This is a genomic window from Frondihabitans sp. 762G35 (genome assembly GCF_002074055.1).
GTDB lineage: Bacteria > Actinomycetota > Actinomycetes > Actinomycetales > Microbacteriaceae > Frondihabitans.
The window spans coordinates 3,372,378-3,395,558 of sequence record NZ_CP014619.1; the positions used below are offsets into that span (position 1 = coordinate 3,372,378).

The 23,181-nt window shown below is 63.4% G+C and carries 16 protein-coding genes and 1 pseudogene; 8 read left to right on the top strand and 9 right to left on the bottom strand.

What is annotated here, in order from left to right; all coding sequences use genetic code 11:
• The first annotated feature begins 107 nt into the window (after nt 1-107).
• The 6 genes from AS850_RS16020 to AS850_RS16045 are packed head-to-tail and all read left to right on the top strand — an operon-like array spanning nt 108 to nt 10,930.
• Entirely contained in the window at nt 108-2,600 is a 2,493-nt protein-coding gene (locus AS850_RS16020; protein ID WP_236940777.1) for a glycoside hydrolase family 2 TIM barrel-domain containing protein, read from the top strand.
• Between the two features lie 32 nt (nt 2,601-2,632).
• Nucleotides 2,633-3,943 carry an MFS transporter gene (locus AS850_RS16025; protein WP_119870022.1) on the top strand — a complete coding sequence of 437 codons (1,311 nt, stop codon included), beginning with the start codon at nt 2,633-2,635 and terminating at the stop codon, nt 3,941-3,943.
• Nucleotides 3,944-3,996: 53 nt separating this feature from the next.
• Complete coding sequence (locus AS850_RS16030; RefSeq protein ID WP_119870023.1) at nt 3,997-5,178, top strand: glycoside hydrolase family 1 protein; 1,182 nt, start codon at nt 3,997-3,999, stop codon at nt 5,176-5,178.
• A 31-nt stretch (nt 5,179-5,209) separates the two neighbouring features.
• Nucleotides 5,210-7,645 carry a glycoside hydrolase family 3 N-terminal domain-containing protein gene (locus AS850_RS16035; protein ID WP_119870024.1) on the top strand — a complete coding sequence of 812 codons (2,436 nt, stop codon included), beginning with the start codon at nt 5,210-5,212 and terminating at the stop codon, nt 7,643-7,645.
• Nucleotides 7,642-8,472 (top strand): SDR family NAD(P)-dependent oxidoreductase, encoded by an 831-nt coding sequence (locus tag AS850_RS16040; protein ID WP_119870025.1) that lies wholly within the window; start codon nt 7,642-7,644, stop codon nt 8,470-8,472. Before AS850_RS16035 ends, AS850_RS16040 begins: the two co-directional genes overlap by 4 nt.
• Before the next feature lie 7 nt (nt 8,473-8,479).
• The gene (locus AS850_RS16045) at nt 8,480-10,930 is read left to right on the top strand and encodes a glycoside hydrolase family 2 TIM barrel-domain containing protein (protein WP_119870026.1); all 2,451 of its coding nucleotides are present in this window, start codon (nt 8,480-8,482) and stop codon (nt 10,928-10,930) included.
• Between the two features lie 345 nt (nt 10,931-11,275).
• Here the strand turns inward: AS850_RS16045 and AS850_RS16370 are convergent, their stop codons facing one another.
• Nucleotides 11,276-11,941, bottom strand: a complete 666-nt coding sequence (locus tag AS850_RS16370; RefSeq protein WP_123955562.1) for a hypothetical protein — start codon at nt 11,939-11,941, stop codon at nt 11,276-11,278.
• A gap of 221 nt (nt 11,942-12,162) precedes the next feature.
• Between AS850_RS16370 and AS850_RS16050 the strand changes: the two genes are divergently transcribed.
• Complete coding sequence (locus tag AS850_RS16050; RefSeq protein WP_119870027.1) at nt 12,163-12,471, top strand: hypothetical protein; 309 nt, start codon at nt 12,163-12,165, stop codon at nt 12,469-12,471.
• Nucleotides 12,472-12,695: 224 nt separating this feature from the next.
• Here the strand turns inward: AS850_RS16050 and istB are convergent, their stop codons facing one another.
• Both istB and istA read right to left on the bottom strand, forming a co-directional pair.
• Nucleotides 12,696-13,511, bottom strand: a complete 816-nt coding sequence (gene istB / locus AS850_RS16055) for an IS21-like element helper ATPase IstB (protein ID WP_119870028.1) — start codon at nt 13,509-13,511, stop codon at nt 12,696-12,698.
• Nucleotides 13,508-15,185 (bottom strand): annotated as a pseudogene (gene istA, locus AS850_RS16060) (IS21 family transposase). The gene istB and the pseudogene istA overlap by 4 nt, the downstream one beginning before the upstream one ends.
• Nucleotides 15,186-15,500: 315 nt before the next feature.
• On the opposite strand from istA, the gene AS850_RS16065 reads away from it, so the two are divergent.
• Entirely contained in the window at nt 15,501-17,528 is a 2,028-nt protein-coding gene (locus tag AS850_RS16065; RefSeq protein WP_164088496.1) for a P-loop NTPase fold protein, read from the top strand.
• A 366-nt stretch (nt 17,529-17,894) separates the two neighbouring features.
• Here AS850_RS16065 and dnaB read toward each other — a convergent pair whose 3' ends face one another.
• The 6 genes from dnaB to AS850_RS16095 form a co-directional block, all read right to left on the bottom strand.
• On the bottom strand, nt 17,895-19,295 hold the full coding sequence (gene dnaB, locus AS850_RS16070; protein ID WP_119870387.1) for a replicative DNA helicase: 1,401 nt from the start codon (nt 19,293-19,295) through the stop codon (nt 17,895-17,897).
• Nucleotides 19,296-19,815: 520 nt separating this feature from the next.
• A complete protein-coding gene (rplI, locus tag AS850_RS16075; protein WP_119870030.1) occupies nt 19,816-20,268 on the bottom strand; it encodes a 50S ribosomal protein L9 in 453 nt (150 codons plus the stop codon).
• Nucleotides 20,269-20,286: 18 nt separating this feature from the next.
• A complete protein-coding gene (gene rpsR / locus AS850_RS16080; protein WP_055964231.1) occupies nt 20,287-20,547 on the bottom strand; it encodes a 30S ribosomal protein S18 in 261 nt (86 codons plus the stop codon).
• A 40-nt stretch (nt 20,548-20,587) separates the two neighbouring features.
• Complete coding sequence (locus tag AS850_RS16085; protein ID WP_119870031.1) at nt 20,588-21,160, bottom strand: single-stranded DNA-binding protein; 573 nt, start codon at nt 21,158-21,160, stop codon at nt 20,588-20,590.
• 3 nt (nt 21,161-21,163) lie between these two features.
• The gene (gene rpsF / locus AS850_RS16090; RefSeq protein WP_119870032.1) at nt 21,164-21,574 is read right to left on the bottom strand and encodes a 30S ribosomal protein S6; all 411 of its coding nucleotides are present in this window, start codon (nt 21,572-21,574) and stop codon (nt 21,164-21,166) included.
• A gap of 126 nt (nt 21,575-21,700) precedes the next feature.
• Entirely contained in the window at nt 21,701-23,125 is a 1,425-nt protein-coding gene (locus AS850_RS16095; RefSeq protein ID WP_119870033.1) for a CCA tRNA nucleotidyltransferase, read from the bottom strand.
• Between the last annotated feature and the right edge of the window lie 56 nt (nt 23,126-23,181).

Below are 23,181 nucleotides of genomic sequence, written 5' to 3' on the forward strand. Positions count from 1 at the left end.
ATTTGTTGCGGCATCGAGGCGCTTAGCTGGATTGACACGAAACAATGAGTGTGATTGTCTAACGGAACGCCACCTAGTGGCATCTCGACGAAGCGACGAAATGGACGATGATGACCGACCAGATGGAGACCTCATCGACCCTCGTCGTGCCGCTGGTCGAATGGAGCTTTCGCCGGAGTGGTGAGCGCGATGCGCGTTTGATTCGCCTGCCCCACGACGCGATGATTTCCGAAAGGCGCGGCTCAGACGCCCCGGCCGGAGCTGACGGCGGGTGGTTCCACGGTGGGCGGTACGTTTATTCGACGCGGTTCCGAGGCGATGCTAGTCGGGCAGGGTCCGAGGTGGAGATCCGTTTCGAGGGGGTCCAAGGAGACGCCGAAGTGTTCGTCAATGATCATTTCGTCGGTCGGGTCCGAAGCGGCTACAGCGAAGCGTCGCTCACGATCACAGACAAGATCCGCTTCGGTGCTGACAATGACGTTCGGATTGAGGTCGACAATAGCCTCCAGCCCAACAGCCGCTGGTATTCGGGCTCCGGGCTTTACCGCGGAGTCTCCGTCCACTTTCTGGTAACTTCCCGGTTTGCTGCCGACGGTCTCCGCATCGTCACTCGGGCCCTCGATGCGAGTCAGGCCCGTGTCGAGGTTGGTTATCAACTTGTGAACGCCAAAGCGGATGACATGGTTGCCGTTGCCCTCTGGGACGCCGATAACCTCATTGCGTCAGGGACCAAGGGCGCGTATCCCGATGGCGGAACTCTGGACCTGATGGTGCCAAATCCCATCCCTTGGTCCGCGGAGCAGCCTCATCGCTATCGCCTCGTCGCCACACTCGAGCGTGACGGGGACTCGTTGGACGTCGTCGAGGAGCGAGTGGGCCTGAGGACCATCGCTGTCAACGCGAAGCAGGGTCTCCTCATCAACGGTCGAACGACCCTGTTGCGTGGAGCGTGCATCCACCATGACAACGGAATTCTTGGCGCGGCCACCCACCGGGGCGCGGATTACCGTCGCGTCCGGATCCTGAAAGACGCGGGATTCAACGCCATTCGAAGCGCGCATAACCCGATGTCCCGGCAGCTGCTCGAAGCCTGCGACGAACTCGGTATGTACGTCCTCGATGAGCTGGCCGACTACTGGTTCGTGAGTAAGACGACCCATGACAGGGCTGACGAGTTTCTGGACACCTGGCGTGACGACGCCGCTTCGATGATCTCGAAGGATCGCAACCACCCCAGCGTGATCATGTACGCGATCGGCAACGAGATCCCTGAGACTGCGACGCCCAAGGGCGCCGACCTCGCCGGTGAGATCACCCGTTTCTTCCATGACCTCGATCCTGATCGCCCCGTGACCGTCGCTGTCAACATCTTTCTCAATGTCATGGTCTCGTTTGGTGTTTCGCCTTACAAGTCCAACGACAAGAAGGCGTCGGCGGATGCGGAGAAGACCTCGATGGCGGGGAGCACCGACGCAAACATCATGGTCAATCAAATCGGCCGGATGATGAACGTGGTCAGTCGACTCCCGCGAGGCGACAAGGCGACAAAAGACGTCTTTTCCAAAGTCGACATCGCCGGGTACAACTACGGGATCGCCCGCTATGCGCACGACACCCGCGCCTATCCTGATCGGGTCATTCTCGGTAGCGAGACCCTCCCCGGAGACGTTGCCCGGGCGTGGCACAGTGTCGAAAAGTACCCTGCGGTCATCGGCGATTTCGTCTGGGCCGGATGGGAATACCTCGGCGAGGCCGGAGTAGGAGTCTGGGTACCCGGTACGAAAGCCGGCCTTAGTAAGCCCTACCCCTATGTCCTCGCCGGTCCGGGTTTCTTCGACCTCATCGGTCGCCCCGATACGTCACTGCGCCTCGCCCAAGCCGCCTGGGGGCGGCTCGACGCCCCTGCAATCGCCGTCCGCCCGATGGACCGCAGTGGTCAGCCCGTCGTGAAATCAGCCTGGCGCAGTACGGACGCGGTCGAGAGTTGGTCGTGGCGCGGCTGCGAGGGTCGCTTGGCGAGCATCGAGGTCTACTCGACTGATGATCAGGTCGAATTGTTCTTGAATGGTCGTTCGCTCGGACGGCGCCGCGCCGGCCGCCGGACGGCCTATCTCACGCGATTCAGGACCCCCTACGAGGCCGGTGAACTTCTTGCCGTCGGCTATCGGGATGGCCGCGCCACCTCCCGCACGACCCTCCGTTCTGCTGAATCCGAACTCACTGTCCAGATCCGAGCCGAGGACGAATTTTTCCAGGCGGACCCGGACGAAATCTCCTACGTGTCAGTGGAAATCGCCGACAGCAACGGTGTCGTCGAAATGCTCGCTGACGAAGCCGTCACCCTCGAAGTCGAAGGGCCAGCCGTCCTTATTGGTTTTGGAACAGCCGATCCTGCACCCTCCGAGGGCTTTACCTCCTCGACTCACCGCACGTTCCGCGGACGAGCCCTCGCGATCCTTCGCTCCACCGGCGAACCCGGGGAAATCACTATCACGGCTACCTCGTCCTCTCACGGTACGACGGTTGCCACGCTTAAATCGGACACTCACGCCGCCGGCGCATCGCTTCGCCAGATGCGTTCCGCAGAACAAACCCGCTAATCCATCGCAGCACTCGACAACGGAGTCACATCATGCCCCTACGCCAGCCGGAAACGCCCGGCCTTGCCGCCGATACCGGCGCCGATCTGCACGACGCCCTTGCCAGCGAGAATGAGGTGAAGGACGACCTTCCTCTCGTCTCGAAAAAATTCATCCTCGTCTTGACGCTGATGACATTCGCGGGCAACTTCGCGATCTTGAGCCCGACCCTATTCAGTGCCGCCTACAAAGTGCAGCTCATCGCTCCCGCCCAAAAGGAGTCCGTCCTCGGTCTGGTTGTCGGCCTCGGCGCCGTTGTGACCATCGTCACCTCACCGATCTTCGGGCTCTTCACCGACCACACGTATCTCCGCTGGGGCAAACGACGCCCATGGATCGCCGTCGGCATCGCCCTCTGCGCAATCGGTGGAATCGGACTCGCTTTCGCGGCAACGATCCCCGTACTCGTGGTCACTTACATGGTGTACATCGCCGGCACCGCCGCGATAATCAACTCCGTCACTCCCGTGATTGCCGATCAGGTCCCTGAGTCCCAGCGCGGTAAGATCGGCGCCTTCGCCGGTGTGTCGGCACAGCTCGCCGGCGTTTTCGGCACCCTTGCTGGGAGCGCTCTCACCGGCAACGTCTTCCTCCTCTTTCTTCTCCCCGTCATTACCGCCGCCGTAATTTTCGCGGTCTATGTCTTCGTCGTCCCCGACGCGCCGGCAGAGCGGAAACCTCGTGAGCCGCTCTCGAAGCTGGCCCAGAACCTCGTCTTCAACCCCCGCCGCTACCCGAACGTCGGCTGGGTATGGCTGGGCCGGTTCCTGCTCTTTGGCGGCATCAACTTCTACTCGACCTACCAGCTGTACTTTCTTCTCGATCGCCTCGGTCTCACGCCCGCCGAAGCAGGCCAGCGCCTCGCCTTGGTCGGAGGCCTTGGCATCCTCGTTGCCTCGGGCTTTGCCGTCCTCGGTGGAATCTTGTCCGATCGACTGCACCGACGGAAAGTCTTCGTCTACCTCGGCATAGTCCTGGTCGCCGGCGGTCTCATTCTTGCCGCGTTCGCGCACGACTTCTGGGCCTACGCTCTCGGATCTCTCATCCTTGTCGCCGGAGCGGGCGTGTTCGGTTCCGTCGATCAGGCTCTCGCCAGCGAAGTTGTCCCGGACCGCTCAGCCTCAGGCCGCTGGATGAGCATCATCGGGACCTCTGGATACGTGCCGACCGCCATCGCACCCCTGTTCGCCCCACTCATCCTTTCGATCGGCGGTGGCTCGAATTACCTCGCGCTGTTCTTGGTCGGTGCGGCCGTCACCGCCGGAGCCGCCATCACAACGATGCGCGTCCGCGGCGTCCGATAGCCACCTCAATTCCACCCGCAGTCAGTAACGCCCACACCGTAGGAGTCAGACGCATGGACCGCACTTTTCCCGCCGAGTTTCTTTGGGGAGCCTCGACCGCCGCACATCAAGTCGAAGGTAACAATCTCAACAGCGACTGGTGGCTCATTGAGCAGGGTCCCTACGGGCTCGAGCCGAGCGGCGACGCCGATGACAGTTACCACCGTTACGCGGAGGACATGCGACTACTCGCCGACGCCGGCCTGAATGCGTACCGGTTCAGTATTGAGTGGGCACGAATCGAACCCTCCCCTGGACGCTTCTCGCGGGCAGAGTTGGCCCATTATCGTTGGATGATCGACACCGCGAAGTCCCTCGGACTCACGCCAGTCGTTACCTTGCACCACTTCACCCACCCGCTTTGGTTCGAGAACCAAGGCGGCTGGCTTGGCGAGGGTGCCGTAGAAGCATTCATCCGGTATGTCGAATTTGTCGCCGAGATCTTGCACGACGTCCACTGGGTCTGCACGATCAACGAACCCAACATGGTCGCTGTCATGCACGGCATGCGTGCGAAAGCTGCCCGTGGCGAGCAATTCGATCCGACTGTCCTCTCCGTGCCAGACGAAGCGATCGGACGCGCGCTCATCCGCGCACACCAAGAAGCCGTCAGTGTCCTTCGCGCAAGAATCGCCGCTCGCGTCGGCCTGACGATCTCTTCGCAGGCTCAGATCGCAGAACCCGGAGCCGAAGCGAAACTTGAAGAAGTCCGCTACCTCTGGGAGGACATGTATCTCGACGGATGCCACGGAGACGATTTCATCGGTATCCAGGCATACGCCACCCAGATGGTCAACGCCGAGGGCCTCGTGCCCCGCACCCCGGGCCCGGACGACACCCTGGTCGGCATGCCGTACACCCCCGAAGCCATCGAAGTCGCCGTCCGTCATTGCCACGAGGTGCTACCTGAAGTGCCCATCCTCATCACTGAGAACGGCATCGCAACTGCCGACGACGAACGCAGGATTGCCTATACCCAAAAAGCTCTGACCCACCTTCACGACGCCATCTCCGACGGGGTGGATGTCCGCGGATACCTGCACTGGTCGGCGCTCGATAACTACGAGTGGGGCCACTGGACCCCAACCTTCGGCCTGATCGCCGTTGACCGGGAGACCTTTGCTCGCAAGCCGAAGCCGAGCCTCGCCTGGCTCGGCAGCGTAGCGACAACCCGCACTGTTTCCGAGCCTCACTGAGCCCCTCGTCGCCCCGAGCACCAGGAAGACCATGACCAGTATCGACCGAATTCTGAAGATCCTCACACTCGATCAGAAGATCGCGCAGATCCAAGGGCTCGCACCCTACGAACTCATCGCGCAGCCCAAGCCAGGTGAGGCCGTGAGTCTCGAAGTCGATCTCTCGGCCGGGATCCCGTATGACTTCTCGCGAATCCCCTCGGCTCGACCGGCAGGCATTGGGCACCTCTCCTTGGCGTGGACCCTCGATGCAGATGCCGGGCGACTTCGAGAGAAGCTCGAGGAGTTCCGGCGCTATGCCGCTGAGGTGAACCCGCTCGGGATCGGGACGCTTATCCACGGCGAGGCCGTCAACGGCCTTGTCCACGACCAGGCCGATCAATTCCCTACGCCATGGGGGCAGGCGGCAACCTGGGCACCCGAGCTGACAACGCAGGTCGCGGAGCACGCCGGTCGGCAAGCTCTCGACTTCGGAATCAGGATGATCTTCTCCCCGGTGCTCGACGTCGCCCGTGACATCAGGTGGGGTCGCATCCACGAGACCTACGGCGAAGACCCAGAACTCATCGCCCGAATGGGGATCGCCTTCATCAGAGGCATTCAGGGCAAGGACGGTCGCTCCGGTCTCGTAGCCACGGGGAAACACTTCCTGGGGTATGCGTCATCCCTCGGCGGGCTCAACCAAGGCGCCACTCAACTCGGGCGCCGCGAATTGCGAGACGTGTACGCCGAGCCATTCCGCCGCGCCATTGCCGACGCCGGCCTTCGCGTCGTCATGAACTCCTACAACGACCTCGACGGGGTCCCCGCAGCCGCGAACTCGTGGCTGCTCAATGACCTCCTCCGAACCGACCTCGGGTTCGACGGTCTCGTCGTGAGCGACTACGACTCGATCAACATGCTCTGGAAAACACAGCGCACTGCCGAGACTCCGGGCGACGCTGCTGTCCAGGCGCTTTCCGCGGGAGTCGACGTGGAATTGCCCGGAAGCGCCACCACCGCCTGGCTTCGCGAGCAGGTGGAGGCGGGCATGATCGCGGAACGGGTGATCGACGAGGCCGTTCGGCGTGTCTTGAACCTCAAGGCAGATCTCGGACTCGTCCCCGACGTCCGGCCCCACTCACCGCTCGCCGCGGCCACTCCGGTCGATCATGCAGCCGCCGCCGCTGTCAGCCAGACAATCGCCGAAAAAGCTCTCACTCTGCTCAGTAACAACGGCATCCTCCCTCTAACGGCAGGACGCGCTCGAGTAGCCGTGACCGGACCGGCCGCCGACTCGGTCCGAATCCACTTCGGGGCCTACTCGTCGGTGTCTAACGCCGAAATGCCACTGGCGATGGGGCAAATCATGGCCGGCGCAATCCCCGGAGTCGAACCGTCCCTCGACGTATTTACCGACCTCTTCCAGGTTCGCCTGCCCGGCATCGACCCGCTCTTCGAAGAGTCCGCGCGCCGCCTGCACCCGAACACGCCTACCCTCGCCTCGGCTCTCCAGGCTGTCGACTCGACTATCCGACACCTCCCGTACGGAGACTTCGAGGACACACCTCTCGATGAAGAAGCCATCTGCTCGTCGTTCACCGAAGTCGACGTCGTCATCGTTGCCGTCGGTGAGCGGACCGGATGGGTTGGTACGCACACAGCGGGCGAAGGACGCACCACCGCCAACCCCACTCTTCCAGGGAACCAGTCCGCCCTCATTCGTCTCCTGAACCAGCTCGGCAAACGCGTCATCACGGTGCTCGTGACGGGCCGACCGCTGCTGGTCGAAGAAGCCCATGAGGCCTCGTCCGCAGTGCTTCTCGCTCCGCTCCTCGGCCCGTCCGCGGGACCCGCCATTGCCCGGGCCGTGTTTGGGCTGGCCGAACCCGCGGGCCGACTTCCGTCCACCTTCCCCCGCTCGCTCGGGCAGATTCCGCTCTTCCACGGGCACCCGACCGGGAGCGGGTACGACCACCCGACCCTGCGTCGCTTCGGCTACACCGACCTAGACAACAGCAGGCCGCTTTTCGCATTCGGCCACGGCCTCGGCTACACCACGTTCGACCTCGATTTCGCGTCGGCTGTCGTGGCGGGAGACACCGTGCACGTCACCGCTCGAGTCAGCAACACGGGCGAGCGGGCGGGAAGCACAGTCGCGCAACTCTACGGTCGTGACGAGCACGCCACGATCGTCCGCCCGGTGCGACAGCTGCTTGACTTTTCCCGCGTCGCCCTTGAGCCGGGCGGAGTCGCAACCGTGGACTTCTCGATTCCGTTGGCCCGCCTCGCGTACACGCTGCCGGATGGCCGCCGCGGCGTCGAGCCCGGAGAGCTGACACTCCTTCTCGGTTTTTCCAGCGACCACATCACCGCGACACGGACGGTGACCACGGCACCCTGGTACGAACCCTCAATTGCCAATAGTCAAAACACCCAGAGTCCACGGGTCGCTATCCACAAACACACCAAGGAGAACGCATCATGAGACTTGCCGACAGTGTCATCGTCGTTACCGGCGGGGGCAACGGAATTGGTAGGCAAGTTGCCTTGCACCTCCTTCGTCTCGGTGCTCGAGTTGCCATCGTCGACCTGAACTCCGACGGACTCGAAGAGACGAAGCGGCTTGCAGGTGCCCCCGCAAAGAACCAGATCAGCACCCACGCGCTGAACGTCACTGACCGCGACGCCGTCGACGCCCTACCTGTTGAGGTCATCGCCCGCCATGGACAGGTCGACGGGGTCATCAACGTCGCCGGCATCATTCACCGCTTTGTCCGAGTTGACGAACTATCAATGAACGAGCTTCACCGCATCGTCGATGTCAACTTCTGGGGAACCGTCAACATCAGCCTTGCTTTCCTACCCCACCTTCGCCAGCGCCCTGAGGCGTCGCTGGTGAATATCTCCAGCCTGTCCGCCCTTCTGCCCTTTGCCGGGCAGACCTTCTACGGGGCGACGAAGGCGGCGATCAAGCTTTTCAGCGAAGGCCTCTACCAGGAGCTGCGCGACACCGGCGTTCGCGTCACGACGGTGTTTCCCGGAAACATCAGCACGAACATCAGCGGCAACTCCGGTGTTACGGCCCTGGAAGTCGGTGACCGCAAGGTCCGCGCGACAACCCCGGAAGAGACAGCTCGCAAGATCGTTGCAGGAATGCAGAGCGGCCGCTTCCGCGTGCTGGTCGGAACCGACGCGATTTTCCTGGACGCACTCAGCCGTGTCTCTCCAAGAGCAACGACAAATTTCATCGCCCGCCAGATGCAAGGGGTCCTTCCCCGCCGCCTCGTCACTGCCCTCCGCCCCAAGAGCTAGAAGAACAATGTCACGCATAGCCTTTCACGATGACTGGACCCTCCAGACCACTGCCGGAAGTACTGAAAGCATCACGCTGCCCCACGACGCCATGATCGGCGAGAAGCGGAGCCCCGGAGCCGTCACGAGCTTTCATGGCGGATTCTTCCCCGGTGGCCGGTACCTGTATTCGAAGACCTGGGCCGTCCCGTCGACCACCAACGGAGACCGCTACCGCCTCCATTTCGAGGGTGTTCAGGGACTGACCTCCGTTCGTATCAACGGGAACGAGACCGCAACCAACGTCGACGGGTATCGCGAGTTCGCAGCTCTCATCCCTGAAATCGAGGCCGGAACCCAGATCCTCATCGAGGTCGACGTCGACAACACGCAACAGCCGAACAGCCGTTGGTACACCGGGTCGGGCATCTATCGACCCGTATGGTTGGAGACCGTGCCCGCCACGCATCTCGCCATCGATGGGGTTGGACTTCGCACGATCGGGACTGGCACATCCACTGGCCTGCGCGCCGACATTGCCGTCTCTCGCGAACTGAGGCGCCCAGGGTTCCTTGAGATCGAGATCGCGGTGCTCGACGGCAGCGACATCGTTGGAGAAGCGACAGCCTCGTTGGACGGCTCTCACGCCCAACTGGACCTGGACATCCGCGAACCGCGCCTCTGGTCGGCGGCCACCCCGTTCCTTTACGACGTTCGTATCCGCCTGTTACGGGAAGGGTTACTCCTGGACGAGCGCACCGAGCGAACCGGCCTGCGCACAGTAAGTGTGGACTCCACTCATGGCCTGCTCGTAAACGGCGCTCCCGTGTTGCTTCGTGGGGCCTGCGTCCACCATGACAATGGAATCCTCGGAGCCGCCACCCTCCGAGTTGCGGAATTCCGTCGTGTCAGGATCCTGAAGGAGAACGGCTTCAACGCCATCCGCAGCGCCCACAATCCCGCCTCCCGCCATCTCCTCGAAGCCTGCGACGAACTCGGAATGTACGTGATGGACGAACTCACGGACTACTGGTACCAGCCCAAGACCGCCCACGATCTCGCCCACCAGTTCGACCGCCTCTGGCGAGACTCGGCCCGGTCAATGGTTGCAAAGGACCGGAACCACCCATCCGTCATCATGTACTCAATCGGAAACGAAGTCGCTGAGACGGCCACGCCCCGAGGCGTCGCCACAACGCGCGAAATCCACAACTTCATCCACGACCTCGACGCGGATAGGCCCACCACTGTCGCCATCAGTCTGACCGGCAACGCATTCGTCAGCTTCGGCGGGAAGCTACCCGGCCCCAAAGACGAGACGAAGACGAAAAGTAGATCAAAAGCAGTCGAAGTCCCACCCGACACCACGCCCTCGAAAGCATCTGACTCGTTCCTCACCAGCACGATGTTCAATGTCATCGCCGATCGCATCGGGCCGATCACTCAACGGATTGCCCGGTCGAAAAGGGCGGGCAAGTACAGCCGTGATGCCTTCGCGGAAGTCGACGTCGCCGGTTACAACTACGCCTGGTCGAGGTACCACCGCGACGCCATTGACCACCCCGACCGCGTGATGGTCGGGTCCGAGTCCCTAGTGACCGACCTTCCCGACATCTGGCGTGAGGCTCAAAAGGTGTCGGCCGTGATCGGTGACTTCCTCTGGACCGGCTGGGAGTACCTCGGCGAAACCGGACTCGGCACATGGACCTACGGGTCCGAACCTCGAATGGGTATTCAGGCTCCCTACCCTCACCTCGCCAGCGGTTCCGGGATGATCGACCTCATCGGCGTGCCGGGCAGTGAAATGCTTTATGCACAGGCGATCTGGGCCGACGATGATTCTCCGCGCATTGCGGTCCGTCCCTTGGATGCGCAAACACAGCGGACGCGAAAAGTGCTGTGGCGCCTAACTGATGCAGTGCCCAGTTGGTCCTGGCGAAACCAGACAGGGTCACCCGCCACCATCGAGATCTATTCCGGTGCTGATGAAGTCGACGTCCTCATCAACGGCACCAGCCTAGGAAGAAAACAAGCAGGGCCGAAGACTCGATTTCTCACCCGCTTTCATGCGCCCTATCAACCGGGCGAAGTCACGGCGATTGCTTACCGGGACGGACGCGAAGTGGGCAGATCGACCCTGACGAGCGCGGAGAAGGGTAAGTTGCGACTTATTCATGAAAGGTCGGACGCTCGAGGTGGGAGTGTCGACGGAATCTTCGTTCGTCTCGAAATCGCCGACGAGCACGGAGTCGTCGAGATGTCAGACGACGACGAAATCACACTCTCTGTCGCCGGACCGGGTCGTTTGTTGGGCTTTGGCTCCGCTGCCGTCACGACAGAATTCAGCTATTCAGAAAACACGCAGCGGACGTATCGCGGCCGAGCACTCGCTGTCATACAAATTGGCCCCGGCAATGAGAGCGTGTCGATTACTGCCAGTAGCACGCGGCACGGATCGGCCACTGCAACTCTCACGTAGCGGGCGAACCAACACAAGAGATTCCAGCAGTTGTGCGGTGACGATCTGAAGGTCGTCCGACTCCACGTGAGATCGCGGAGCTGCGCCGTAAGAGGAATGGAAACGAGTTGCCGAGTCTCTGGTTCCTGCAGGCGACGAGGCGTCGCGTCATTGGCCGAAGGTGCGATCCGCGCTCAAGGTGCAGTTACGGGCTACCCTCGATGCCGCGCGAACCGGGCCAACCCGAGAGACGAGATCGCAGGTAGAAGGCCGTCCTGCACGTTCGAGAGAAGACCTCGGACACTCCCTCGAGAATCAACTAGCCGAATTCCAGCGACCGTACTTTGAGAGCGACTTCACGTGGCCCTACTGCTCATCCTTGGCGCGATCAGCATCTGGTGTCGACCCGGCCGCAAGCGCAACGGACGTGAGGGAACCTGGAGCGATCTCCGTCCGTCCGGCATCTACGATCGCTACTGCGCCCACCTGATCACGCACTTGCTCGAGGTCCTGCCCAGCACGAAAGCGAACGCGAGGAAATTCGGCGGCTGGCAGCATGCCCAAGCGGGTCCACTCGAAGAAGGCGTGAGCCGCCTGAGCTGCGGCCTTCCCCGTCGTCATTTCCAGATCCGCATTTAACCACACTTCGACGTGCCCTGCGTCGGATGTCGGAACTGACTGCAGCCTTGGCAAAGTCGTTCCGGATACCTGCAGGCGGGCTAGCAGCTTTGGTAACTTGTCGTTTGGCATCGGAGTGAATGCCAAGGCTTTGGCCTCTCCGACTACCCGCAACGTTGCTCCCGGGAAGGTGGCTGCCAACTTGGCGAAGCTTTTTCCGTCCGCGCGCCGAACGCTTTTGGCCGTGATTGCTTCGAACCACCGTTTCCAGCCTGGGTTTCCGACATTTGTTGCGTAGGACGCCGCCGATGCGGCAGCTACAGCGGCAATCCCGTCACGATCATCAGCTGGTTCCAGCTTGTCGACAAGCATGGCGATGATCTGGATGTACTCGCCCGAGCTGGTACCAGCCATGTCGGTTCTCCTTGCGTTTGTCTCCTTCAATTCAAGCACCCGACCCCAGGCGCCAAATCGGTGGGCATGATGGCACACGGAGGGTGCGGCGGGCCGCATTGGCTATGGCAGCGTTATCGGGACCCACCAGGGCAGGCAAAACGGGACCCACCTGTTGCTCGCCTCCCTGGAGCTGCGCTGAGCTAGGGATACTTCGGTTGCATTGATGCAACGATTGAGAAGTGAAGTCATCGTTTTCATTCCGCCCGGCGCAGCTTGATGAGATCGTCAAGATTGCGGACTTTCAGTTCGCGTGCTGGCAGGCGGCCTATGTCGACATCTTGTCTGACTCGTTCTTGTCGGGAATGTCGCGGGATCATCGCCGGGAGCAATGGCGTTACCGGCTTTTGAGTGGGAAAAGAAAAATCATGGCCGCGTGGGCTGACGACGACGTTGCAGGTGTTGTGAGCTGGACGGATGGTGACCTGGCGTCCGGCCGTGAGTTGAAGACTCTCTATGTTGGTGCCGACTATCAGAGGAGCGGCTTGTGAAGTGAGCTTCTTCACCAGGCGGTGCGTGATGAGCCGGCTCGCCTGTGGGTATTCGAGGCCAATTGGAGCCCAAATCTTCTATGAGAGACATGGGTTCGCCGCAACAGGCGATTCCAACTTTGACGCGGAAACACGCGCCAAGGAGCTGTTGTTTGCTCGATGAGCTCCTCTCGGGATCGGGGCGAGCACTCGTGCCTCGTTGTCGACGGCGAGAATTCAGCGAGTCAGTCCGTCGTCGCAGCCATCCGTTCGTTGGTGTGGGCGAGGCGGTAGGAATTCGTGCCGGTTTCGATGATGGTCCCGTTGAACGTGAGTCGGTCAACAATCGCGGCGCAAAGCCTCGGGTCGGTGAAGGTCTTCGTCCAGCCGGAAAAGGACTCGTTCGAGGCGATCGCGATGGAGTTGTTCTCCTCCCGCTCGGTGAGGACCTGGAACAGTAGTTCGGCGCCTCGGCGGTCGAGTTCCATGTAGCCGAGTTCGTCGATCATGAGCAGGTCAACCCTGGCGTAGCGGGCGATGGTCCGGGCGAGGTTCTTCTCGTCGGCCGCTTCGACGAGTTCGTTCACGAGCCTGGTGGCGAGGGTATATTTGACCCCGAACCCCTTCTCTGCAGCAGCCGTCCCGAGCCCGATGAGGAGGTGGCTTTTGCCGGTGCCGGAGTCGCCGATCAGACAGAGCGGTTGCCCTCGGCGGACCCAGTCGCCGGTGGCGAGGGTGTTGATGGTGGCGGGGTTGATGTTCGGGTTGGCGTCGAAGTCGACGTCCCCGAGCCACTTGTCCCGAGGGAACCCGGCTGCTTTGACGCGGCGGACCGACGAGCGGCGGTCGCGGTCGTCGCACTCCGCCAGCAGCAAGTCCGCGAGGAACCCCTGGTAACTGAGCTGCTCCTTCTGCGCGACGCCGGTTGCTTCGTTGACGACGGCGCGGATTGTCGGCAGGCGAAGCCTCCGGCAGGCCTGGTCGATAGCCGCGGTCGCGGCTTCCTCCGTCAGGCCCCGCCGTCGGCGGAGGATGGTGGTGATGCTGGTCGTGGTGGTCATGATCCTGTTCCCTTCTCAACAGTCGGAGCGATCTCGGTTGCGCCCCGTTCGGGTAGGCGGAGCAGCTGGTCGTAGGCGGCAACCGACGGCAACGGCCTGGTGTCAGCTGGCAGGCCAGCAATGACAGCGGCAGGATCCGCGAGGCGGCGCTGAGTAAGACTGACAACCCGTCGCTCGGGACCACGACCACGGTCGACGATAGGACGGTCCAATCGGGACCCACCCAGGGCTTCGTGTCGCCGGGCCTCGACCGCGACAACGTCGGCGGTGACCGCTCCGACCGTGAGTGCCGCGGTGATCCCGGCGACGATGTCCTCGGTCGCCATCGACCGGTGCAGCAGGAGAACATCGATCAGCGCGCGGGTGCCGCCGGCGTCACCGTCGGTCTTCCGTGCTGCCGCCCAGAACGCCTCGTGAGCTGCGGTGAAGGCGCCAGATGCTCGAGCGTGGGCGAGAGCCGTCGAGCCGGGGAGGAGAGCCGGGCTTGCGTTGGAGGACCTCGAGGTAGTGGTCGAGGTTCACGTTCTGCCCGTGCGTGGCCACCACCCGCGGGTGCCGGGCGATCTCGTTGCGGCCGTCTAAGACGACCACCTCCGACGCGCGCAGTGACACCCGAACCGGCCTGCCAATGAATCGCGCGGGGACCGAGTAGGAGGCCATGCGCACCCTGACGAGACTCGATCGGCTCACCCGAGGCATCAGCGACAGGCCCGGTTCGAACCGCTCCGCCGTGATCGGCGCTAGCAGCTGGCGTTCCAAAGCGAAGTCTTGAGCGACGGTGCGGATGCGGTCGCCGATCCGGCGGTTCTCATCGTCCAGATCCCACTGACGGACCTTCTGATTCAGTTCCGCGAGCGAGTCGACGACGGGCATCGGGGACAGGTGGGTTCGGCGGAATCGGCCGACGTCGCCCTCGATCCCACCCTTCTCATGAGCGCCCTCAATCCCGGGATGGCAATAGAACGCATCGAACCCGTAGTGCGAACGGAACAGAACCCACCGTTGATTCTCGGTCCACTGGCGGCCACTGCCGTAGATCACCTTCACGACGGCGTCGGTCAGGTTGTCGTAGCGAATGTGCCTGGTCGGGATGCCGCCGATGTCCTCGAACGCGTCGATGTGGCCCTCGAGCAACGCTTCCTGCGCTTGCGTCGGATAGATCCGGTGGATCGCCTTCCCCGAGTGCGAGAGGCGGAAGGCGAACATGTTTCACTTGGTCTTCACCCCGGCCAGCACCACCCAGACCTCACCGAAGTCGACCTCGGCTTCCGCTCCTGGCGCGTGTTCCTGCGGGACGAACACCTCCGGCAGCCGGCCTGCCTCCAGGTCGATCTCCGGGCGGCGTCGACGGACGTAGTCACGGACCGTCGAATACGACAGCTCCGTCGCACCGTGCTCCTCCGCGAGGCGGGCGAAGACGCGCCTGGCCGTGTGGCGTTGCTTGCGAGGCGCGTCGAGGTCCTGGTGGAGCATCTCGTCGATCGCCGACTTGAACACGGCCAACCGTGGCGCGGTCCGGACCCGCGGTTGCCGGGCCGCCGGTTCCGCCTGCGCCAGGGCCTGCCGGACCGTTGGCCGCGCGACACCGTGCCTTCGGGCCAGCTCCCTGATCGAGAGGCCCTCCACCCGCGCATCACGTCGGATCCGCGCGAACAAATCCACCCGAGACTCCATCCGAAACCTCCACCTTGAGCAACGAAAACACGTTGCAATAACGGTGAAGGTGGGCCCGGCTTAGATTGCCCCGGACACCCCGAAACAGCCGAAGTGGGTCCCGCTTAGATTGCCCTGGTGGGTCCCGATAACGCTGCCATAGTCAGTGCATCGAGGATTCCGGCCATCGAAGCGGTTCCCGTATGAGCGGCGTGATCGAGGTTCTGGTCGACAATGATCGGCTTGCTGTCGCTCATGGAGCGCCGGGGCGGACAACCCTGTGACCTTGGGATTTCGCACAAGCGGTGTGACCTATCGCGCTGGTTGACTCTCCGCATGACGGAATCGCAAAGCGGGACATGGTCCGATAGCCCTCAAGCAAAAACAGATATCACCGGACGTACTGCATTCGCGTCGGCAGCGGCTGCCCGCATAAACATGACGCCGCTTGGAAGCCACTCGACTGTCTTCGGGCTGGTGGGGCCATGGGGAAGTGGAAAGACAACACTCCTTCAGGACATCGTCGGTCAGCTTGCCCCACAGACTGTGTGGTTTAGTCCTTGGTCTGCGGCCGACGTGGCCGCCATTACGGCTGAGTTCGTTTCGGCACTTTCAGAGGCCTTTCCGAAGGCCAAGTCCCTCAAGACAAAGCTGCTCGGATACGCACGTTTTGGCGTACCGGCATTGAGGTTCATCCCGAGCGCCGGAGAAGCCATGTCTGGCCTGGCCCAGCAGGTGCTGGACAACGTCGGGGCGCAATCAGCATGGCACTCCGAGTTCAGTGTCATCTCCGACGAGATCGCGGAGCAAGGGGTCCAAGTGGTGGTGGTGGTTGACGACGTCGACCGGCTCGATGCGGGTGAATTGCGAGCACTACTTCGGGTTGTGCGACTCCTCGGCCGCTTCACCAACGTGCACTACCTCCTTGCCTACGACCAGTCCACCATCGATCAACTGCTCGCCGCGAGCTACATGGGTGGACGTAGCTCCGACTTCATGGAGAAGATCGTGCAGTATCCATTCGAAGTGCCACCCGTCCCAATGATTGAGCGGCGACGTTGGAGCCGCGCGATCGTGTCTCTCGTCGTAGCGGAAGACGCACAGCAATCCGACGAACTTAACGGTCCCACAGACGACCTCATTCGCATTCTCGCCGCCGGCATCGAAACTCCAAGAGCCGCCGAGCGTCTCCGCGAACAACTCGGTAGCTTCTCCGACCTCGCAGTCCTGGCCGAACTCGACGGACTCGATTTCGTCGCGATTTCTTGGCTGAGAATCGCCCACCACGATGTCTGGGATTTTCTCCGCACCCATGCGGATGACTTTCAAGGCTGGGTCGACACCGACGACGAGGAGGCACACGTCGACGTGAAGTCAGAAGTCGAAAGGCGCGTGCGAAGGGGGAACGTCAAGGTCGCCTGGGATGCTGTCGACTTCCTTTTCGGCGGCTCGAGCTTTTTCGCTGCAAAGCCCGGTCGCCTGCGGCGAATGCGGCAGGCGCGCTACTTTGACCGTTACTTCCTGCTTGGCCTAGCCGATGACGACGTCAGCGACACTCAAACGCGGAAGGCCGTTGACCAGCTCGTAGCCGGCTCGCTAATAACTCCGGAGGTGGATGCCTTCTCCGACCTCATCATGGCCTCCGATGGTGAACGGGCATCGCTCGCTCTTCAAGTCGGCAGCGAGGCGAGGGAGCGCGACACGGCGAGCTTGCACGTGATCACCTTCCTGTGGGCGAGACGTGCCGAACTCAAGGAGCGGGGTCGGCTTGAGGATTATCGGCAGTCACCCCTGGAGCGGTGGCTCGGCCGTGAGCTTGCGCTGGCGCTGGCCAGCGGCATGCTGTCGACCGAGGACGCCATCGACCGCTTCGGTTACGAATTTCTCGCGGCAAGCGCCTATGGCGTGAGGCGGTCAGAAAGAAAAGAGGCCTCCCTCGTCGCGGACGCGTTTGGGGGCGTCGCGGACCGCTGGATAGCGGCGATCACCAGCGAAGGCCTTGATGAGGTACTAGAGCGGCCCGAGCTGATGGTGATGCTCAGCCTTTGCGCCTGGCTCAAGACGGGTGTGGGAGCTGGAGCCCTCGAACCTTTCATTACCAGCGCCGAAGAACTCCTTCGTGTCGCCGAAGCGTTTGTTGTCTACGGCACGAACTACGGCTACACGATCGAATACAGCGTCGGGTTCAATGATTCACTTTTTCGCTTCGCGATCGGGAATGCCCTGACCGACGAAATCCTGTCGACTCTTCCACTAAGAGACTCAGGCCTCGACTACGAGGTCGAAGACCGAGCCACTCGAGACCTCAGCCCTACCGAATCCCGAGATTTCACGCTGCGCAGCCTCGGCGAACTGAACCTGTAATTGTGTGCTCTATCACTTGCCTCGGATCAGCGCACCGTATTCCTGCGCGAGTCTCTCCACCTCTGCGACGAACGCTTCGCACTGTTCATCGTCGACTGTCATCCCGGCAAGCACGATCTCGGAGCCCGGTTCGCCATGCAATTACTAATGGGAAGGAACCGTACCTCTGGAAGTGGACATGAACTCTGCGAACAGACGTCTCTGCCGGAAATATTCACGGCTATTGGAATAACGCTGGTAAGGGGCCGCGCCTATTGGCGCGGACCAGTCATTCTCGACATCTCAACTCGATTGGCCAAAAGAGCTTTTGGCCAAGTCGGGTGAGAATTGGCCATTCACTCGAAGAGGTCACACAACAACCCGGAACTACGCAGGCATATCCACGAACCGCGAGAACATGCCGTGGAAGGCGACCGTGATCGTGTCGGTGGGGCCGTTTCGGTGCTTGGCGACGATGAAGTCGGCCTCGCCCTGGCGCGGGTTGTCCTTCTCGTAGGCGGACTCGCGGTGGAGCAGGATGACCATGTCGGCGTCCTGCTCGAGGGAGCCGGACTCGCGGAGGTCGGAGATGGCCGGCTTCTTGTCGGCCCGCTGCTCCGGCCCGCGGTTGAGCTGTGAGAGGGCGATGACGGGCACCTGAAGCTCCTTGGCCATCAGCTTGAGCGCGCGGGAGAACTCCGAGACCTCCTGCTGGCGGCTCTCGACCTTCTTACCGGAGGTCATCAGCTGGAGGTAGTCGATGACGACGAGCTTGAGGCCGACCTGCTGCTTGAGGCGACGGCACTTGGCGCGGATCTCGACCAGGGTCATGTTGGGGGAGTCGTCGATGTAGAACGGGGCGTCGTTGATGCGGCCGCGGGTCTGGGCGATGGTGGTCCAGTCGCGGGAGTCGACGGTGCCCTTGCGCATGTTCTGCAGCGGGACGCTCGACTCGGCCGACAGGAGGCGCATCGCGATCTCGCTCCGGCCCATCTCGAGGGAGAAGAAGACCGACGGCTGGTTGTACTTGATCGACGCGGCGCGGCACAGGTCGAGGGCCAGCGTCGACTTACCGAGGGCCGGACGGGCGGCCACGATGATGAGCTGGCCCGGGTGGAGGCCGTTCGTCAGGGCGTCGAGCTGGGCGAAGCCGGTGGGGACACCCGTCATCTGACCGTCGCGGCCCTTGGCGGCCTCGATCTCGTCGATGGCGACCGTGACCGCGTCGGTGAGGGGCACGTAGTCCTCGGTCTGGACGCCACCGGCGACGTTGTAGACCTCGGCCTGGGCGTTGTTGACGAGGTCGATGACCTCGCCCTCGCTGGCGTAACCCATCTGCACGATGCGCGTGCCCGCCTCGACGAGGCGGCGGAGGACGGCCTTCTCGGCCACGATGGAGGCGTAGTAGCCGGCGTTCGCGGCCGTGGGGACGAGACCGGTGAGCGTGTGGAGGTACTCCGCCCCTCCGGCCCTCGTGAGCTCCCCCGACTTCGTGAGCTCGTCGGTGACCGCGATGACGTCGGTGGGCTCGCCGTGCGAGTAGAGGCCCATCAGGGCGTTGAAGATCGTCTCGTGCTTCGGGAGGTAGAAGTCGGCCGCGCGGACCGTCTCGATGACGTCGGCCGTGGCGTCTTTGCTGAGGAGCATGCCGCCGATGGTGGACTGCTCAGCCAGGAGGTCGTGCGGGGGAGTGCGGCGGTCGTAACCGCTGCCGCCGTCGTAGCCCGACGAGTCGCCCCGGGGGGCCGAGGAGTCGGTGGTGGCGAGTCCGAGATGGGCTATCGACACGGTGGCCTCCTGCAAGCGTTGAGTGATGAGTTCGTTCTACCGCCACCCTCCGACACCCTCGACGAGGGAGGTGGGCGAACACGCCGCGACGGCACACGGAAACAGCGCCCTCGGGGTCCCCTGACCGTGCCCGAACGGCTTCTCCGCACCCGTCCGATGGGCGCTGTCACACCCTAGGGACACCACCCCCGAACGGCCAAACGGCCCTGTGGATGAAGGTGTGGACAACGTGGGAGAAACGCCGGGGAAGTCTGGGGATAACTGTGGACAAGACTGTGGACAAGAAAGAAAATTCAGCACCGAAGGTGATTCTGACCGGGCTTTTCTTCGTCCACACCCTCTGTGGGGAAAGTTCGTTGAATCGAGGGTTGAAGGTTGAGTCGCGGAGGTGACACCTGTGTACAAAACACTTGACAGCCACTGCGCAGCGGCAGTAGACGACGCCGTCCACAGCGCCTCCTGCGGGCCTTAAACACCGATAGCGGTGGATGCACGCATCCACCGCTATCGGAAAGGGGTGTTACTTGGCGGAGACCACCAGGAGGGCGATCGTCGCGACGACGTCCTCGCGCAGGCGGACGGTGGCTTCGTGCTCACCGGTCAGCTTGATCGCGGACGTGATCTCGACCTTGCGCTTGTCGATCGTTCCGACGCCCTGCGCCGAGACGGCGTTGGCGACGTCGGCCGGCTTGACGGAGCCGAAGAGGCGTCCGCCGGTGCCGGTCTTGACCGGAAGCGTGATCTTGACGGCCTCGAGGCGGGCCTTCATGTCTTTCGCCTCCTCGATCGTCTTGAGCTCGCGGGCGTTGCGAGCCGAGCGGATCTGCTCGACCTGCTTCTCGCCACCGCGGGACCAGGCGACACCGAATCCCTGGGGGATGAGGTAGTTGCGCGCGTAGCCGTTCTTGACGTCGATGACATCACCGGCGGAGCCGAGGCCGGAGACCTCGTGGATCAGGATTACCTTGGACATTCGCTACTCCCTAGCGGATCAGCGGCCGGAGCCGGCGTAGGGGAGGAGCGCCATCTCACGGGCGTTCTTCACGGCACGGGCGATGAGCCGCTGCTCCTGGACGGAGACACCGGTGATGCGGCGGGCGCGGATCTTTCCACGCTCGGAGATGAACTTGCGGAGGGTCGCGACGTCTTTGTAGTCGATGACGCCGACGCGGATCGCCTTCGCGGGAGCGGCGTTCTTGCCGCCCTTTCCGCGGAGGGGCTTGCGGCGGTCGCCGCTGCTCTTTCCAGCCATTGTTTTCTGCTTTCAGTAAATAAGAAGAGTGGTTCGAGACCTAGAAGGGGGTCTCGTCGTTGTAGGTTCCGCCGCCCGGGGTGTTCCAGACGTCACCGGAGGACGTGTTGCCCCCGGTCGACGCGGGCTGACCCCACGGCTCCTCGGCCTGACCGCCGCCGTTGCCGCTGCCCTGACCGGCACCGGGGCCGACAGGAGCCGACCCGCGGTTGCCGCCGAAGGATCCGGCCGCCCCACCGTCGCGAGACGAGGAGGCGCGGGTGACCTGCGCGGTGGCGTAGCGGAGCGAGGGGCCGATCTCGTCGATCTCGAGCTCCATCGAGGTGCGCTTCTCGCCCTCTTTGGTCTCGTAGGAGCGCTGCTTCAGGCGACCCTGCGCCATGACGCGGGAGCCCTTCGTCAGCGAGGCGGCGACGTGCTCGGCGAACTCGCGCCACACACTGGCACGCAGGAAGAGCGCCTCGCCGTCCTTCCACTCGTTCGACGCGCGGTCGAACGTGCGGGGGGTCGACGCGATCGTGAAGTTCGCGACCGCGAGACCGTTCTGCGTGTAGCGCAGCTCCGGGTCGCTGGTCAGGTTGCCCACGACGGTGATGACGGTTTCGCCGGCCACGGGCTACTCCGCGCTCGTCGCTGCGGGAGCGGCGGCAGGAGCGGCGGCGGGCGCCTTGGCGGGAGCGGCGGCCTTGCGGGCGGCCTTCTCGTCGGCGAGCTTCTTGGCCTTGGCGACCATCTCGATGCCCTCTTCGGCGCGCAGGACCTTCGTGCGCAGCACGGCCTCGGAGAGGCCCAGCTGGCGGTCGAGCTCGACGGTCGCGGCGGGGGTCGCGGTCAGGTTGACGACGGCGTAGATGCCCTCGCTCTTCTTCGCGATCTCGTAGGCGAGGCGGCGGCGGCCCCAGATGTCGACGTTGTCGACGGTGCCGCCATCGTTGCGGATGACGTTGAGGAACTTGTCCAAGCTCGGAGCGACGGTGCGCTCATCGATCTCGGGGTCAAGGATCACCATCAATTCGTACTGATGCATGTCTAACCCACCTCCTTCGGACTTAACGGTCGCAGACGGTCTGCGACAGGAGGGTCGTGGCATCGTGCCCCCGGGAACGCCCGCGGCGAGCGCGAGCTGTGGGAGCAACCTTCCAAGGATACCCGCTCAGCGGGAGGACCACCAGTCCAGGAGGCGACGGGTGGCCTCCTCCTCGCCGAGCGGGCCCTCCTCCGTGCGCAGCTCCAGCAGGAAGCGGTACGCCTCCCCGACCTCGCGCGACGGTCCGATGCCGAGGACGCTCTGGATCTGCACTCCGTCGAGGTCGGGTCGGAGGGAGTCGAGCTGCTCCTGCTCCCGGAGGGTCGCGATGCGCTCCTCGAGGTCGTCGTAGGCGAAGCCCAGGCGGTCGGCCTTGCGGCGGTTGCGCGTCGTGACGTCGGCGCGCGTGAGCATGTGGAGGCGTTCGAGCTGGTCGCCGGCGTCGCGCACGTAGCGGCGGACGGCGGAGTCGGTCCAGGCACCCTCGGTGTAGCCGAAGAACCTCAGGTGCAGCTCGATCAGCCGGTAGACCGACGCGATCGTGTCGTTGTCGAAGCGCAGCGCCTTGAGGCGCTTCTTCGCGAGCTTGGCGCCGACCACGTCGTGGTGGTGGAAAGTAACCACACCACCCGGTTCCAGCCGCCGTGTGGCGGGCTTTCCGCAGTCGTGGAGGAGGGCGGCGAGCCGCAGGATCAGGTCGGGCGCCTCCCCGGGGTGCCGCTCGGCCTCGTAGTCGATCGCCTGGCGGAGCACGGTCAGGCTGTGCTCGTAGACGTCCTTGTGGTGGTGGTGCTCGTCCTTCTCCAGGATCATCGCCGGCAGCTCCGGCAGCACGAGCTCGGCGATACCGGTCTCGACGAGCAGCCGGATGCCCGGGACGGGGTCGCTCGTCTTCAGGAGCTTGGACAGCTCGTCGTTCACCCGTTCGACGCTGACGATCCCGAGCGTCGACGCGCGCTCCGTCATCGCCTCTCGGACCGCGTCGGACACCGTGAACCCGAGCTGGGCGGTGAACCGGGCGGCCCTCATCATGCGGAGGGGATCGTCGCGGAAGGAGTCGACGGCGAGGCCCGGCGTGTCGAGGACGCCGGCCAGGAGGTGCTCGACACCGCCGCGAGGATCGACCAGGACCTTCTCGGGCAGGCGGAGCGCCATGGAGTTGACCGTGAAGTCGCGGCGGACGAGGTCGCCCTCCAGGGTGTCGCCGAACTCGACGACGGGCTTGCGGGTCTCGCCGTCGTAGACGTCGCTGCGGTAGGTGGTGATCTCGACGGTCTCGCGGTCGACGCGCGCGGCGATGGTGCCGAAGGCGCGGCCGACCTCCCAGTGCGAGTCGGCGATCGGCACGACCACTTCCAGGATCTCATCGGGAGTGGCGCTCGTGGTGAAGTCGAGGTCGTTGACGGGCCGACCGAGGAACGCGTCGCGGACCGGGCCGCCGACGAGGGCGAGCTCGTGACCCGCCGCCTGGAAGGCGAGAGCGAGCTTCGAGACGCGGGGAGTGGCCGCCAGCCGGTCGAGCCGCGCGACGGCCGAAGCGACGGTATCCATGACGCATTAGCTTGCCACAGGCCCGGTGCCCAGGCTTCTTCGCCGTCATTCCCTAG